This window comes from Clostridia bacterium (assembly GCA_016887505.1).
In the GTDB taxonomy this organism is placed as follows: Bacteria; Bacillota; TC1; order TC1; family UBA5767; genus UBA5767.
Window position 1 is genome coordinate 1623130 of sequence record CP069393.1, and the last position, 15547, is coordinate 1638676.

The 15547-nt window shown below is 39.0% G+C and carries 11 protein-coding genes; all 11 read right to left on the reverse strand.

The features are described 5' to 3' along the window. Window positions 1-32 precede the first annotated feature (32 nt). Window positions 33-1094, reverse strand: coding sequence for a bifunctional (p)ppGpp synthetase/guanosine-3',5'-bis(diphosphate) 3'-pyrophosphohydrolase (locus tag JR334_07730; protein ID QRN84862.1), 1062 nt, complete (start codon window positions 1092-1094; stop codon window positions 33-35). Window positions 1095-1566: 472 nt separating this feature from the next. Continuing rightward, window positions 1567-2412 carry a hypothetical protein gene (locus tag JR334_07735; protein QRN84863.1) on the reverse strand — a complete coding sequence of 282 codons (846 nt, stop codon included), beginning with the start codon at window positions 2410-2412 and terminating at the stop codon, window positions 1567-1569. A gap of 157 nt (window positions 2413-2569) precedes the next feature. After that, window positions 2570-2917 (reverse strand): hypothetical protein, encoded by a 348-nt coding sequence (locus JR334_07740; protein ID QRN84864.1) that lies wholly within the window; start codon window positions 2915-2917, stop codon window positions 2570-2572. Window positions 2918-3030: 113 nt separating this feature from the next. Then, the gene (locus JR334_07745; protein ID QRN84865.1) at window positions 3031-4122 is read right to left on the reverse strand and encodes a hypothetical protein; all 1092 of its coding nucleotides are present in this window, start codon (window positions 4120-4122) and stop codon (window positions 3031-3033) included. Between the two features lie 154 nt (window positions 4123-4276). Then, window positions 4277-4969: an SHOCT domain-containing protein gene (locus JR334_07750; GenBank protein QRN86892.1), complete on the reverse strand. Its 693-nt coding sequence runs from the start codon at window positions 4967-4969 to the stop codon at window positions 4277-4279. Window positions 4970-5527: 558 nt separating this feature from the next. After that, window positions 5528-6019, reverse strand: a complete 492-nt coding sequence (locus JR334_07755) for a hypothetical protein (GenBank protein QRN84866.1) — start codon at window positions 6017-6019, stop codon at window positions 5528-5530. 79 nt (window positions 6020-6098) lie between these two features. Continuing rightward, complete coding sequence (locus JR334_07760; GenBank protein ID QRN84867.1) at window positions 6099-6998, reverse strand: hypothetical protein; 900 nt, start codon at window positions 6996-6998, stop codon at window positions 6099-6101. Window positions 6999-7336: 338 nt separating this feature from the next. Then, window positions 7337-7915, reverse strand: coding sequence for a hypothetical protein (locus JR334_07765; GenBank protein ID QRN84868.1), 579 nt, complete (start codon window positions 7913-7915; stop codon window positions 7337-7339). A gap of 980 nt (window positions 7916-8895) precedes the next feature. After that, entirely contained in the window at window positions 8896-11892 is a 2997-nt protein-coding gene (locus tag JR334_07770; GenBank protein QRN84869.1) for a DEAD/DEAH box helicase family protein, read from the reverse strand. Between the two features lie 28 nt (window positions 11893-11920). Next, window positions 11921-14215: an AAA family ATPase gene (locus JR334_07775; GenBank protein ID QRN84870.1), complete on the reverse strand. Its 2295-nt coding sequence runs from the start codon at window positions 14213-14215 to the stop codon at window positions 11921-11923. Further along, window positions 14202-15527, reverse strand: a complete 1326-nt coding sequence (locus tag JR334_07780; protein ID QRN84871.1) for a DUF2130 domain-containing protein — start codon at window positions 15525-15527, stop codon at window positions 14202-14204. The genes JR334_07775 and JR334_07780 overlap by 14 nt, the downstream gene beginning before the upstream one ends. Between the last annotated feature and the right edge of the window lie 20 nt (window positions 15528-15547).

Sequence of the window (15547 nt, forward strand, 5' to 3'; positions counted from 1 at the left end):
TGAACTAGTATTCCTGTAACCTATGTTTCTATTTAGTACAATTTCGCATATAACTGAAAATGCCCATCTATAATGTTATCAACACTTGGCTTTTGAAAATCAAATTTATTCATTAGAAGCGTTATCTTGATACCAAAGACATTAATTTTAGTGATGAAGCATTCTACACCACCATAGAGGACGGGAATAGGACTTCCCACCTCATGAACAACTCCAGCTATCCTCGTAGTTGGGCATTCAGTAGCTTTATCATCGTCATTTAGGCAAAAAGCCGATTGTGAAATATTCTGATGACTGTATTTGTAGTCGTACTCAAGTGTTTCACATAGACGAGAATAATCACTTCTATTTATATCATAATATTCAATCTCATTAAGGAATACCTCAGCTGAACACTTTGGTACAGCATATAGTTCTGCAATAATGTCAGTTGCATTGGTCCGATTTTCAAATTCTTTCTTATCAATAGAATATATCAGACTCATTGGATTATTACACTGAAGATTACCCTTTACTAGATAGTGATTCTTGCCTTTATTCACAGAGATTACTTTCACATCAGCAATTTGAACAAGACCTCTTTCACTGACATTTACATTTTTTATTCGAGACAAGACATCATTGAGTTCTTTAAAAAATGGGCTTCTTTTCGCAAATTCCAAGTAGTGTCTTATTGTTTCTTCAACATATTTTTCTCTAAACTTCAGATCTGCTTTTTCAGAATCCTTAAGATTTTGTATTCTATCAGAAACCTTTACTATGAATGCAAGATTGTTCGCTTTGATATTAGTTAAGTATTGTTCTGTATCAATTTCCCTCGTTTTTGTTAGTAATACGACAGCTTCTACGATGTTTTCGTTACCAAGCTGCTCAATTTCGGTAACTGTTGCGTCAGTGTCTTCTAGTAAATCGTGAAATAGTGCAGTTAGCAAAAATTCATTTCTATAACCTTTACTATAAAGATAATTTGCTACCGCTATCGGATGGTCAATATATTGAGATCCACCGAGTCTCATTTGCCCTTTATGTTTTTCGATAGCAAATCTCAGTGCTTTCTTTTCATGCAATGTTGCTTCCCAGCATAATTCTTCCATGAAGCCCTCCCCTATAAAGGTCATACTCTAGAAATATTCAGACTTTCTTGTTAGATTTTGTAATCCTCATTGATATTCAAATCACCAACAATCATTTCAGTCGCCGGTAATCCTCTATCGCTTTCCGATTGATATTGATAGTCATTTTTTTTCAAGTATTCCGCCAAATCAATCAATTCCTTTGCCTTTGCTAAATCTATCCCAACACCGTTTCCCTCTGCATTGTTCTGGTCAACCGAAATTGTAATACCTTGTGCTAGTTTGCATATACCATCAAACTCTCGCTGGGTGTTACAATTTCACTATAGCAGAACATACTTAGCTAGAAAAACGCTCACACTAGCTACAAGGCTATATAAAAACATACACTTCATGGCAAAACTATTTCTGCTAAAAAACATGTACTCTTCATGTTGTTTATATAAGTTTTAACTTTGCGCATATTGTGGCTATTACCATATTGATCTCGAGGTTATTGATAAGTTTTTGCCTCATCTGATATCTTTTTCCAAACTAGATATTTACGCTTATTTGTTTCCTCAACATCCAAGGCAAATACTCCTTTGAATCTATACAGGATAGAACCTAAATTATCCTTACCACGAGCAAAAACAATCCGCCTCTTCTGATTGTCTGCAAGAACCTTCTGGTAATGTTTCTCTGCTATCTTAGTATCTCGATTCTTTTCATAGATATAGAGACCATCTCTCGTGAGCTCATTATCCCACTCATCATTAGGATATAATTTAGGGAACCAAATTAAAGTATCTTTTTCTTTAGGATGCGTAGCGCCACCACGCTGAAATCCCTTATAATTGAGCCCAAAGCATCGGCAAGTATCAACGATTCTGTGAAAAGCAACATTATCAACGAGGCTGATACATCCCTTATCAATATAAGTTTGAGGATTATACTCAGAGTCGATATCCCAGGGAATGAATGTATTACCCAATTCTTCTCTTTTGCTGCGGATTTCTTTAACAACATCATCAATTTGTTGATGAATGTTTTCAATACCTCCCATTATCTCTATGCTGAATACATCATGATCAGTTGCTGTAACAATATCTCTTTCTCGATCCCTATCCTTTAATTCAATTTTTATGTGATATGGTTCTTTAATTTCAATATGTAATTTTACTTGTGGGAAATACATATCCGTTAAAGCATATCCTTCCGGTCGAACTACATATTGCTGAGTCACGAACTTGTAATCTAAACTATTTAGCAAATTCCATATTCTAGTCACTACATAATTCTCATATTTCTTCTTGTTTGTCTTTCCAATCTGCTGAATAATATACTCCATTTTGTCCATGTCAGTACCCTTTCTTATTGAAGATCTTCCTACTCAATGCAAAAGTACAGAGTGAAATTAAAAAATATTTATTTATAAAATCTCATGGTTACTTTTAATACGCTTATGTTTTCTTTAAGTTCAAACTTAATTTTTGCCATCTCTTTCAGGGCTTTCATTAATAAAACGATATCTTTTTAAATTTGATACTATGACAATTTAATGCTTCCTCAAAGGCAAAAAGATCATCTCTATGAGCTAAAAAATCACAGAACGCCTCTGTGGAATACGCTATGTCCGAAACGTTTAACACTTTAGTGAGAAAGCTGTGCCAGTCTTCTGTAAGTAATTCGTAGTGAAAATCATCAGCCGCTTCAAAATTAACGGCTACGCCAACCATCTCACCGTCAGTATCCAGCCAAATGTAATAATCAACAATACCATTTACCATTACTCTGTCGCCTGTAATATATCCTTGTTTCAGCCAGTCATCACTATACATTGCTTCCCCTTTATTGTTATCCATTTTCACTCATTTCGTTTGAACTTACTCGTTTATCCTTTAAACCATATAACCAGACCTGAATTACAAGATGAAATTGAACAAAATAATGAATTTTGTACGGTATACTAGTTCTTCTAGTTCTCTTTCTCTGAATTATAAACCCTTTCTAACAATCGATGCCATTTTCTTAATCTTGTATTCCTCAGCATTTCTATGAACTTTTTTTGCTCCTTTTCCTGCAACGACTCATACCATTCCTTTGAAACTGAACCTGATAGTTCGTGTGGATAATGCTCAATCGGTATCTGGTCGTCGGCTAACAAGATGTTTAGTATTTCCTCGGGATTCGTTCCTACATATTTTTTCCTCAAAGAATTCATTTCCATAATACGTATTTCATTTCTCTTGTCAGACAGAGCGATTATAACATCTCTCCAAAAATACTTGCCGATACTGAAACACTTTTCAATCAACCCTTGAATCTCTAGCAGTGTCAACTTATTTAATTCCGCTTCTGATATATAACACCAAGCAGAATCCCAATATTGGCTATCGATTTCCTCAATAACAATCCTTTCCAGTCGTTGGACTAGCGGCAATTCAGATAGACAGGCCAAATATTTTTTGTACTCTATTCGTTTGCGGTTTTCTTCTTCCCATTTACGTGTTTTTTCTTTCAGTTCATTAAGCCACTTATCCATGTCGTCATCATACGCCTTGCATAAATCTGGTGAATACATTATGTTCTTCCCACGGTTTTCGTATCTTAATGTGTCTTTTAGCTTCGTACGCGCAGAATAATCTCTTGCCAATACCGGTGAGGCACATTGAATCAGTATTTCTAGCTTATCCTCTGTGAGTCGTTTTCCAAAAAGCGTCCAAACGAGCAATTTATTCGCTAACTCTGCATCGCTTATCGCTAAAGAAAAATACCTTTCATAGAGTCTCTGAAAACGTTCGTGGCTCATGCATTTCAAAATCGATCCTATTGCTCTTCCATTATCACGAACGACATCAAACTTAATTCTATGAAGATCATCTGCATTGAGTTCCATCATCTGATTGAACAATTCATCGGAATAGATTGACAAACTTAAGGCCTTTGTAAAATCCATTTCCAGACCTATTGGTCCCCCACACGTAGTGCAACCTGGATGATCACAATGTGCAAGTCCTCCCAACGCTTCGATAAGTTTACCTTTGGATTCTTGATATGAATTATTCATACTTGCCTCCAGTCACCTTGTCAAATCCTAGCGATTCGAAATCAAGCTCTAATCCTAAATGAACTTGTGTCCCATTATTGTCAAGAACTTTATGATTAGCAATTCTTCCCTTATTAATACTATTACAATAACTGGCAATTCCTTATAAACCATACTATTCATCTAGCGATAATAATACCATTTTTTTTCTCTCATATTCATCTTCTGTGATAGCACCCAAATCGAGCAACTCTTTCAATCCTTTAATTTCATCAATGTAGTTCGTAACGGAATTATCAGATACTTTTTCTCCACTCTTTTTACTAGTTTCATTCTCTACCAGTTTGTTGATCTCTTTATTCTTAATTTTTCCATACCTTCGGTTGAATTCATAATAAATTGTTATTCCTTTAAACTCCACATCTTCTTTCTTGTTAGTAATTAGTTGCACTACTCTTGCATCGTTAATTGAATGTGATGTGTTTAAAGCAAATTTACTGATGTTCTTTAAAATCGAATAGGATGAGCCGAATATAACCTCTGAAAGCACGGTACCAACTCCTGGCTTTTCCCCTGATACACTCACATTACTTTCCATCAGTTGTGTCCCGTAGACTTGAAAATCCTTAATATCCTTTTTCTTAATAACAATTTTATCTGTCAGCTTTCTATAATCATAAGCAAAACTTCTTCCATCTATAAAACCCCTTCCATTCGGGTCATCATTTTTTCTTTTTACCTTCAATTCTCCGAATGGGACTAGCATTAGTATTAAGTTATCATCATTATCAAATACGTATATGTATCTTCCTGACTTGATATCTATCCTAGTAGATCGTGTAACATCTACAAAACCATAACTTGTCATATCTACTGATTCTGCTAGCTTGTCCAAACGCTTAAGTGACTCATCTTTAACAATTGACAATAATTCCTTTCCTCTTAATCCTTGAATATCTCCTCTTAATCCTTGAATATCAAAAATCACGAAATCCTTATTTGCCTGAACTAAGTCATTTGTAATGGCTTTTTTAATAATCTGCTCAATTATACTAATCGGCTTTGCTTGAAGTTCCTTTGAAAACACATCTTTCCAATCAATTGCATGCCCTTCATCAATCCTCTTTGATAAGGTTTTGTACAAGTCTGCGCTCATACTTTTTTTCGAAAAATAAACAAAAATAACAACAGCAAATGCAAAAATATAAGTTGAGAACAATAGAGGTAAAGGTATTTCGTCAAAGCCCTGAAAGGCCATCATATAAAACACAAAGCTGATACCCCAAGCTTTCAAAAATAAAAAAAACATTTCCCATTTACTCATTCTCTCTCCTCCTATATTTATTAGTAATTATAAACTTTAAGGGTCTTGTTTTTTTTCATAGATAACCTACGTTCTTAAAGCTAAATTGCTAAACTAATTACGTCAATCTGATACAACATCATAAAAAATAATTCCATCACTAATAAAGAGAAATGTACTGTCGCTATTAGTTGGATTAATGATTGCTATAGAATAGCCCGGCGAAACGTCTAGAATCCTTTCAGACAAGTCGGTCATTACATCAACAAGAGCGTTCCAGCTTTTCTTAGCTCTTTCATCTCCATTCAAGGCTAAAATAACTTCATCGGTAAAAGATACATCATACGGAGTAATCGTTATTATTTGTGTTTCATCATCAAATTGGATGTAGGCAATATCAGAAAAATTTTCCTCAATTATTCTAACAACCTCCTCATCCTGGGATAACACTGATTTCTTATTATCTGACAAGCTTTCAAGATCGCCTGTCGGATGGGAATTATCTAACAAACTCTCATTTTCATATTGGGAATCATTTTCTTGCAGATGCTGTGTTGAACACCCACAGCATCCCAAGATAAGTACAGCAATAATGGTGATTGCTATTTGCTTCATAATAGTACTATTCCTTTTCCAAGTTTAGAAAAACTGTATGCCTTGCTAAATGACTTGTTTATAACATTAGTAAAACCTACTAGTTCTCAATACCATCCCTGTCAGGATCACATTCATCACAATAAAAATCCCACGGGTCATATGTCTTATTCTGACAGGTGTCATTCTTGCCCATGCACCAGTACTCACCTGGGCCTAGCGTACTACTATTACTTGTTGGCTTTGAGGCTGCTGCTTTTGAGGCTGCTGCTTTTGCTGCTGCAGCTTTTGTTGCTGCCGCTTTTGCTGCTGCTTCCTTTTCATCACTAATTGCTTTATCAATTTTTCCAGAAAGTCCCATAATTTTATCAGAATTTTCGAATCCCATTGCCTTCTTGATATTTATACGAGCAGCAACAGTATTGTCAGAATTATAGGCCTTATAGCTAATCTGATAGTATTCTTCAGCAAGAAAATGGTTTGCGTCTCCGATCAATTCTATAGCAGAAAAATAATTATCATCATCTTCTATCACACTTGATAAATGAAATATGGCACTTTCATATTTTCCATCATTAAACACCGAAGATCCCTTTTCAAAAGAAGAATTTGACAAACTAATTTTTGACAAATGAATTAACCCTTGTGCTTCAGCGTACCTTAACTTATCATTTTCTAAAACAAGTTCAAGATACCTAATTGTTCCCTCATAATCTTGATTATTATAGGCGTCTACTCCCATCAAGTAGGAGCTCTTGGATTGATTTAATTCCCTTGTTTCTCCTATTAATTCTTCAACCTCAAGGATTTTTTCACTATGTATGAAGCCTATGCTATATGATAAAGCTTCAGTTAGATTTATTTCTGCTTCAGCATACTCCTCAATATCAAAATTCATAATCCCTTGTTCTACTAATCCCGTGAATCTGTTGTTCTGAATTATCATATACGCGAACACAGTGGTACATATTAGCGCAATGATGACTATTATTTTTTTCATAGTTAACCTACTTTCCTGAATCACAATAATTCTAAACTTAATAAACCCTTATAATCTTCTTGAATGCTTACTCTACTGTACTCTTTGCTTCGAACTTATGCATTTATTCGAATAACTACACCTACGCTTATGGGACTATAAATAGCGTGTCCACTTTTTCACTACGCCCCCTTATCGAAATCCATTTGTAATTCTATCGGTTCCCGCAAGTTGTACAACTAGATTAATCACAGTGTGAGCAACCCCCTAACTATTTGATAAGCCTTTTCTTATATCGGTTATTCAGTCCTCCTCATTCTGAACCACTTTAGATTTCTTCTAGAAATAATTTTGTTTATCTAATAAGTCGTTCTCAAAGAATTATTAACCATCTTCCAGAACATCTCCCATTCCTTGGGAAAAGCATTATAGCCACATTTCTTTATTTTGTATTTATCCGTTTCAATTTCAATTGTCCATGATTTGCCATCACACATAAGCACAGTAGACTTTTCATCCCATAGGAGCACATTACATTCCTTCAAGCCATCTAAAAATTCTTTCTCCATTCCAGGCCTAATAGGTTCTTCTTTTGATCTGCTGTTGTACCCCTCTATTGAATAACCATATCTATGATTTTCGAAATCGACGTAATAGTCGTTGTCTTCATCCCAGGATCGCTCATAATGAAATTTGAATTTTTTAATACTATCATAGGTGACTATAATTCGAGGCAATAAATCAGCCAATCCTTTAATCTCTTCTAGTGAAAGAGTTACCCCTTCACCTATTTCATCATGCTCATGATTCCAACTACGTAAATCATATTGGTGCAACCCATCATTCTGCCTGATGATATTCAACTCTTTTGTCCATCCAAATTCGCTAGTAGCGATAACACCAACATGTTCAATGATTTCAAAATTCGGTTCACTCATATATACCTCCTGTTTCCTACCAAATCCTAGTGATTCGAAATCAAGTTCTAATCCTAAATAAACATGTGTATCATCATAGTCAAGAAATCTGGTATAGAACTATTTCATTTATAACTCATTTTATTATAATAACTGGCAGTATAAGGGCATATAAGTCCCTGTCTATTAAATATATTCAATATTTAAGTAATAAAAACAAAAAAACTAGACAGACTTAGGTCCATCTAGTTGTACTATTCCAAAAAATTCATTTTTTTTCATTATTGTTTCCTCCAGTCATTGCTTTCGGAAACTCCCTTTTTTCATTATACCTAATATTTTCCATTTGTGCATTAAACATTTCATATTATCAACCAACTAAATGCTTACCTTCAACCTATCCTTTCCTAATCATATTCATTGCTTCAATACCCGCTAAGGTACTGCGTTGTAGCATTGGTTCAGGTATTGGACAAGGCTGAGATAGCCCAGTCTTTTCTGGACTCTTTACTGATAATTCTTCCCTATTTCATGTTTTCTTTCAAAACACACCTAAAATACATCCATCATCTTATTCCCTCAAACTACAGAAACCCTCGAAAATGCTATATATCAGGCATTCCCAAGGGTTTCTAGTCTCATTTTCTTTCCAGCCTTACCACTGTCTCCACGTACATTGGCTGCGTAACCATAATCATATAGTTTCGCCAGATAATGCACCCACTGGGTGCATACAATTCAGTAAAACTGTGTGCATTCTTCTAGCTTCACCTGAATTCTATCCCTAGAATACATAAAAGCCTTTGAAATCAAAGGCTTCACGGTGTATCAATATTGGGGTTTACATATGGCAAAGGAACTAACTATTGATAAAATGCACCGCTCGAATCAAATCGTTAAAATTTGCACCGCTTTTGCACCACCACAGTGTCTATATCCAAATCCTTAAAATTTAGTATGGTAAATGCTGATTTTTCGGTGCTCACGGCATATTTCGTCTTCTATGAGCAGATCAGCGTCAACGGGATTGCGTATGTATCCTTCAGATAAGCCTCTGCACTGCAAAGTACCTGATGCATTGAGGTAGTAATTTGGGTGCTATCGACACCCGGTTGAACTATATAAACCCTAAACTCCGATGAATAGACTTTCAGTTTGTTTTTTAGGATAAACATTAACTTGTTGTCTCCAATCTCATATCGCGAGGGTTTCCCATTACTGGCCCTGTCGCTTTCGCGTCTCATAAGTCGTTCCAGCATAGATTTTGAATCACTTGCCCATTTAATACATTTTTCCGTTTGCCCACAAACTTCATATAAATCCCCGACCCTCGCTCCAGCCTTTGGCGCACTCGAATATTTACAATGGTATAATTCAAATAAAAGTTTGTTATTTGCAACGTCTTCTTGAACTGCGATGACATCTGCCACTTCTCCAGAACCGTCATCATCGAAAATAAGACAGTATTTACCTGATGCTTTTAATTCTGAAATAAGTTTATATTGAATGCTTTCCGTCGCTTTGTCTGTCCCCTGGGATTCTTTACTGATATCGATCCCAGACCAATCCCACGGGATAATGCTATCTGTAGGAAATGTAACTGGACGGGCTGTTTTTAGTTTGACAAGAAGATTGCCCTCAAGGGACGACCCATCAACAAACCATATTGTCGGAGGGTTATCCATGAAAAAGTCTCTAATGAGCATCTCTCTGCCGCGGCTGAAACGTATGCTTATAATTGAACCGCTTTTATGGCTAACCGAATACCCAGTCGATGTTATTTTAAGAGTGAACTCCTCTTTGAAGTCATCGTTTCCCACTGAAAAAGTTAATTCTGATGTTTCATCAAATGAAGTCAACCTTATGTCCATAAGGAACGACTTGGAATCAGTTAGAGCCGTTTTTACGGTGATTGATCCTTTCCAGTCTTCTTCAATTTCCGATGGAAAGTCGATTCGATAAGGAACAACCGCAGGCCGTGCGGTGATTTCCTCTGGAACAAGCGCACCTTTTAGTACGGTCGTGGTATCAATAGCCGAGTTTAAAATTTTCTCCGCTTGTTTATCGCACCAGTCTTTCCAGTAATTTATGGTCTCAACCCACTTTGCCCAAATCGTCCCTTTGTAGGAACAACCAATACTTATACTGCTCCCATTTTCATAACCCACGCCAAACAGGTTTGATTTTGTTGCGGTACCTGTAGTTGCCCCGGTTATTCCTTCAGCAACGTCGACACCGGCGAACATTCTGTAGCGGATATGATGATTGGAAACGGCGGTCTTAAGCCCAACAGTAGAAAGCATCAATCTGTTTATTCCTGAAAGGCAACGGAACACATCTTCTCCGGCTATTCGTTTATAGTTGTCAAAAACAGCTTCAGCCAACCTATCAGCTATTCCTTTATCGGTCGTGTTGATGAAAAATACGTTTTTCGTTTCGTTCCAGTAAAGAATGTGCAGATTCCAGTTGTCATCCGTTATGTCGCGACAAGTGGTCCAGTCCACGTTGCTTGTGCGAAGCTCCGTAATTATCAAAATTTTCTCTGTTTCATTTACGTAGTGGTGACTATGCTCCTCGTTGAAGACCTTGCTCCATCGCCGCCAATACCACTGGGACTCGGTCGTTGTATACATAAACATACTGATTTTCGGTCTTATCTGATTTAGTGGAATGACTTCTGTCCCCGTGAAGCCACGAGCCAATTTCTGCAATTCTACTTCTCGACCGATTTTTTCATCCGACGTGTCTTTGAGTATTTTATTCCAGTCCGCATCTTGCGAATACAATTCTTCCAAGGACTCCTGAATGTCGTCGTCGACAATATTGGCCACAACGGAGGCTTCGCCAAGGTCAGCCTGTGTCCGGGCAAATCGTCCAATGAACTGCATCGTTATAGGCAAGGACATATATTTGTCGTGGATTGCACATATCTTCAACTGTGGGATGTTTATCCCTTCGCTAAACATATCTACACAGACGATGATTTTTGAAGTCCCGTCATTGACCTTCTGGAGAGCAGTCCGATTATCGGTTGCTTTGTTTCCACTAACGATTAAAACTGGGGAGTATTTTGCATATTTACTCTGGTACACGTTTTCATATAGCGCTTTCGCACGGGTTTGTGTCGAAGCCCGAACCAGTAGTAAATGCGGGTATCCTTTTGCTATGTCCGCCTCAAGAAGATCAATCGCTTTTGCTGCTACAGAAAAGTCCTTTTTGTCATTATCGAATTCATAAATCGGATAAAAGTTTATCGGCTTGAAATACCCACGCTCTTGGGCAAGAGCAAGCGGAAAATTATAAATGATATCGCCATCTATCTTTTTCCCATCATTTCGGAATGGTGTGGCTGTAAATTGCAAGCACTCAACGGATTCAAACACTTTTTTGACTTTCTTCCATGAATTTGCCGGAACGTGATGTGATTCATCAATAATAAGTGTGTCGCACATTGATGCCAAAAGTCGTAAAAACTCATCTTTGAAGTGACCAGAATTAAGCAATGACATTGTTGTTATGATAAGGTTGCTCTTATCGAGTAGTTCCTGTAGTTCGGTTATGTCTTTTGGCGACGAAACAAGGCACCCGATAACTGGATTTTCAAAGGAATCATTTATTGCTCCTATCTCGCGTAATTTGCCAAGAGAACAAAATCTTGAAATCGTTTGTTTTCGCAATAAGTCACTTGGCACTATTATGCAGGTTTTTGAACGATGTTCAGACACTACTGTGGCTATCATCACCTCGGTCTTTCCTGTTCCTGTTGGCATAACAATCGTGGCAGCAGAAGACGATACTGTCCAGTGCGACTTTATAGCATAGATGGCTCCCAACTGGGCAGAGCGAAAACCAGCATCAGTATCAAACTTGCTCTCAGGAAGACTGAAACTGTTATTTTTCCATGACGAAAGAACTTCGTCAACGCTTATCCAATCTGCTCCCCTTGGAACGTGAGCGATGAAGTTCTTGTCACCAATTTTCTGTTTTGAAAAACTCATTTTCAACCCTCCTGCTACTTTTGTAGAATTATACAACTTCTTCGCCCGTCATCATTTTGTAATGCTGTTCCTGCTCCAAGGCTTCAAAAATTAATTTGAACACATCCTTATACAGCGTGATGTCGGTGCAATCATCAACATAATTCAAACCATCGCTAAACCCTACGGAGTTGGCATTGATATAAGACAACATAGCCGTGGCGAGGTGGTACTTCGTGTAGTCGGGTAACCCTTCGTCTGGCGTTTCCACGAACTTATCTCTATGTTCATCAAGAACCCTCTTGCGGATATTCACACCGTCGTAACCACAAAGTTGCATGAAGTAATATTCCAAAATACGGCGTATTACGTTCATTAGCGGAATAACTGTATCCACTTCTCTGTACTCACCCCAGAGGGCAGCGTAGGAGTTTTGGACAGGGTTGAAGTTTTCTTGCTCGGTTGGCTTAGATATACATTGTCGGACACAATGCTTGATTGTGGAATTGTTACTCGCTTTGTTTATCACATAGAACGATACGCAATGATAGCGGGATGCTTGGTTATAGGTTATCTCCCTATGGAAATAGACGTTGTGGGTCAAGATAAAAATCTGCTTTATATAGTCGCCCTGAACCTCACGTTCCTGTTCACGATATTCAGCGTTGTTAAAGCAGACACCTACCATCTCCCGCACCAAGGTGCTGACGATGAATAGGACGCAGCTATCCATACTGGAAACGGGGTCGTCTATTACGACAATTTTATCCTTGCTAACATCAGCATCGGTATGACTTCCGCGAACGAGGTGATAGAAGTACAGGAACGCAATGAAATTCCTCTCGCCCTCACTTAGCTTATCCGCAACTGTCCCGTCTTGGCGCACAACCTCGTAGACATTTTGCTGACCTCGCTTTTCCCGCAGGGTGAAGCCCTGGAAACCTGAATCTCGAAGTAAATCGTTTATGCTTTTGATGGTTGGGGCGGTACTAACCACTCGTTTGTTAAGTTCTGCAATTTCATTTTCTAAAGCTCGTGATGCCTTAGCACCGTCATCGACCAGCTTAATCAATGCAGTAATCTCGTCATCAAAGGTCTTGCGCCGTAATCTATAGGTCGAAACATCACTTTGAAGTGTAAATGCAATAAGTTCCCAGACTTTCCTGGTGCACTCGGTTTGCTTCTGACGCTTCGCACCGACAATGTCGTTGTTTGCTTGAATCTGTTTATTAAAACCCTCGATTAGGACGTTTATTTCATCACGCAGAGTTTTGACGTTTTCAAGTGTGATAACTGAAGACGGCTCTTTCAACTTGTCAGTTATCCGTTGGATATTGATTTCAATCATTTTCTCTAAGAGCGCAAGTTTCGTCTTATATTCAGTAAGATCAAGTTTCGGGAAAGCATCCTGGAGATTGCCGTTAAGTACATCAAGGAAGCCTTGCATATCGCTTACATAGTCCTCTTGAAATTGCCGAAGGGCACTAATATCCTCTTGATACTGGCCATCAAAACAGGCAGAGATTTGTTTTTCAAAATCGTCGGGTAATTCCTGTTGGCAATAAGGGCATTTTCCTTCTGATTTTTCGGCGAAATGTTCATGCCCTTGGCGTATCCAGTCCGTAGCTTTAATCGCTTTTATGAAAGCAGCAAAAGGTGTGTCACTACTGCTCGTAATGGATTTATTAAGTAGTTCGTTGCCGGATGACCCTTTTAATCTTTCCGTGCCTCCAGTAGGCTGAAAATTCTTATATGTAGCAGCTTTTGGGTCAAATGCCGTTTCGTACAGAGTTCTTAACTCTCCTATATCATGCTGAGTAGGGTTTCCTATTTGCAATACTTTCTCGGCAAACTGAGCCTTCCGCTTAAAGCCGCTCTGCGTAGCGTCAAATACGTCTCGGATGGCTTTCGTTTTATCCCAACAGGTTCCTTGAAAGTCGTCGAGCAAGGTGTTTCGTGCTGACTCCTTGCGGTCCTTTGTTATGGTATTTTCGCCATTTAGCTTTTCCTGCTCAGCCCGCTGAGTGTTTTTTTCAGCAATGTCAGCTTGAATCTTTATGTTCTGCTCGCCAACGGTGAATACGCCCTTGAGTTTGCCGTAGTCACGGAAGTTCGCTTCTACAAACTCCTGATTATAGACAAGCACGGAGTAGTCATCTGCGGATTTTCCCGCTTGCCAAGACAAACCCTCATTGGCATGGACAGCCCTCGCTATGGTAGATTTTCCCGTGCCGTTGTTTCCATAAAAGAAGTTGATAAGCGTGGGCTCAACCGGAATGCCGTGAAAAGTCGCAGCGTTTAGCATAAGTTTTTCGATTGCGGAAGTTATTTTAGTATTCATCATCTATATCCTCCGTTCGTTTTCGCGGCTCCGATATACGTGGCTTTATAGCCGGAATTTCTTCTTCGTCATCTCCGAGAGCGGGCAACGCAATTATCTCCCGGCCGGCTATACCTTGGAGATCGCCGCTCATACCATAGAGACTATTTGTGACCTTTTGCAAGATTTTTTCCTGTGCTGCCCAGCGTTTCTGGGCTTGTTTCTTCTCGGTGTCGAGCTGCTTTGCCATTTCGTCGTAGGACTCAAGGATATAACGAATCCGGTTACTAAACTCGCCACCGGTCAGATAGTTGTATATCAGTTCAACCTTCACATCTTTGCCTTCAGCAGCGCGATTAGCCGCAAAGACCTTGACGATTGCTTCCCGCAATAACGTGGCGAGCATTATCACATAGCGCGGCTTCACAAGCCAGATATTATCAGCAAGCTGTTTGAAGTCGTCGCCTCCTCCGTCAGTGGGATTGAACACAATAACTCCCATTTGAGCTTTTTCTGATGCAATTTCATCTTTCAGTTTGCCGAGCCAGCTTGCCTGATAGGTCTTGGCATTTTTACACTCCCATAAAATCAAGCCGCAGTTCATATAAAACTGCTCGTTGACCACTTGGCGAATGTCCGAACCGCGTTCGCCCTTTTTGACTTCCTCGACTGTATCGAACGGGAAACCGCTGCGGAGGGCATTTTCGATATCCAGTTCGAGGATTTCACCCTGTAACTGCTGTGAACCTTGTTCCGCTACCTGTTTAGCTGTGGTTAATTGCTCACGTAACCGGTTGATGGTTTCCTCCTGCTCGCGGATTTTTGTGTTGAAGTCCTCGGAGGCTTTTTGCGCCGCCTCGGCACGTATGCCTTTTTCTTTTTCGAGCAGTTCCTTGCGGGCCGTGAGTTCTGCATCCTCACGCGCCTTATTTGCCTTGGAGAGTTCTTCGAGCAAATCCGATAACTGCTTACGGAGCTGCTTTTCGCTTTCCTTTGAAGCGGTGGCTTCACGGCGCAGACGCTCGGTTTCGAGTTCCGTGGTCTGCTTTGCCTTTTCAACTTCAAGTTCAGTAGTTTGGCGAGCCTTGTCCAGTTCAAGTTTAGCAGTCTGCCGCTCCCGTTCAATTTGAAGCTGTGCCGCCTGTTGTGCCTCGGATATAGCATTTTCCACGGCTTGCTTTAACTTTATCTCGGCAGCGGCATCATACTCCTTGCGGAGTGTCTCCGACTGCTCAGTTTTTGCCCGAAGCAACTCATCCTCAATCTGGTGCTGTATGGCATCAGATATTTCAAAAGACTTTTTGCAATTCGGACATATAATAGTAGCCCCACCCATATTTTCTCTCCCCTCAGACT

Coding starts and splice junctions, on each gene's coding strand:
- JR334_07730 (QRN84862.1), bottom strand. CDS start 1,094: ATGGAAGAATTATGCTGGGAAGCAACATTGCATGAAAAGAAAGCACTG.
- JR334_07735 (QRN84863.1), bottom strand. CDS start 2,412: ATGGACAAAATGGAGTATATTATTCAGCAGATTGGAAAGACAAACAAG.
- JR334_07740 (QRN84864.1), bottom strand. CDS start 2,917: ATGGATAACAATAAAGGGGAAGCAATGTATAGTGATGACTGGCTGAAA.
- JR334_07745 (QRN84865.1), bottom strand. CDS start 4,122: ATGAATAATTCATATCAAGAATCCAAAGGTAAACTTATCGAAGCGTTG.
- JR334_07750 (QRN86892.1), bottom strand. CDS start 4,969: ATGACAAGTTATGGTTTTGTAGATGTTACACGATCTACTAGGATAGAT.
- JR334_07755 (QRN84866.1), bottom strand. CDS start 6,019: ATGAAGCAAATAGCAATCACCATTATTGCTGTACTTATCTTGGGATGC.
- JR334_07760 (QRN84867.1), bottom strand. CDS start 6,998: ATGAAAAAAATAATAGTCATCATTGCGCTAATATGTACCACTGTGTTC.
- JR334_07765 (QRN84868.1), bottom strand. CDS start 7,915: ATGAGTGAACCGAATTTTGAAATCATTGAACATGTTGGTGTTATCGCT.
- JR334_07770 (QRN84869.1), bottom strand. CDS start 11,892: ATGAGTTTTTCAAAACAGAAAATTGGTGACAAGAACTTCATCGCTCAC.
- JR334_07775 (QRN84870.1), bottom strand. CDS start 14,215: ATGATGAATACTAAAATAACTTCCGCAATCGAAAAACTTATGCTAAAC.
- JR334_07780 (QRN84871.1), bottom strand. CDS start 15,527: ATGGGTGGGGCTACTATTATATGTCCGAATTGCAAAAAGTCTTTTGAA.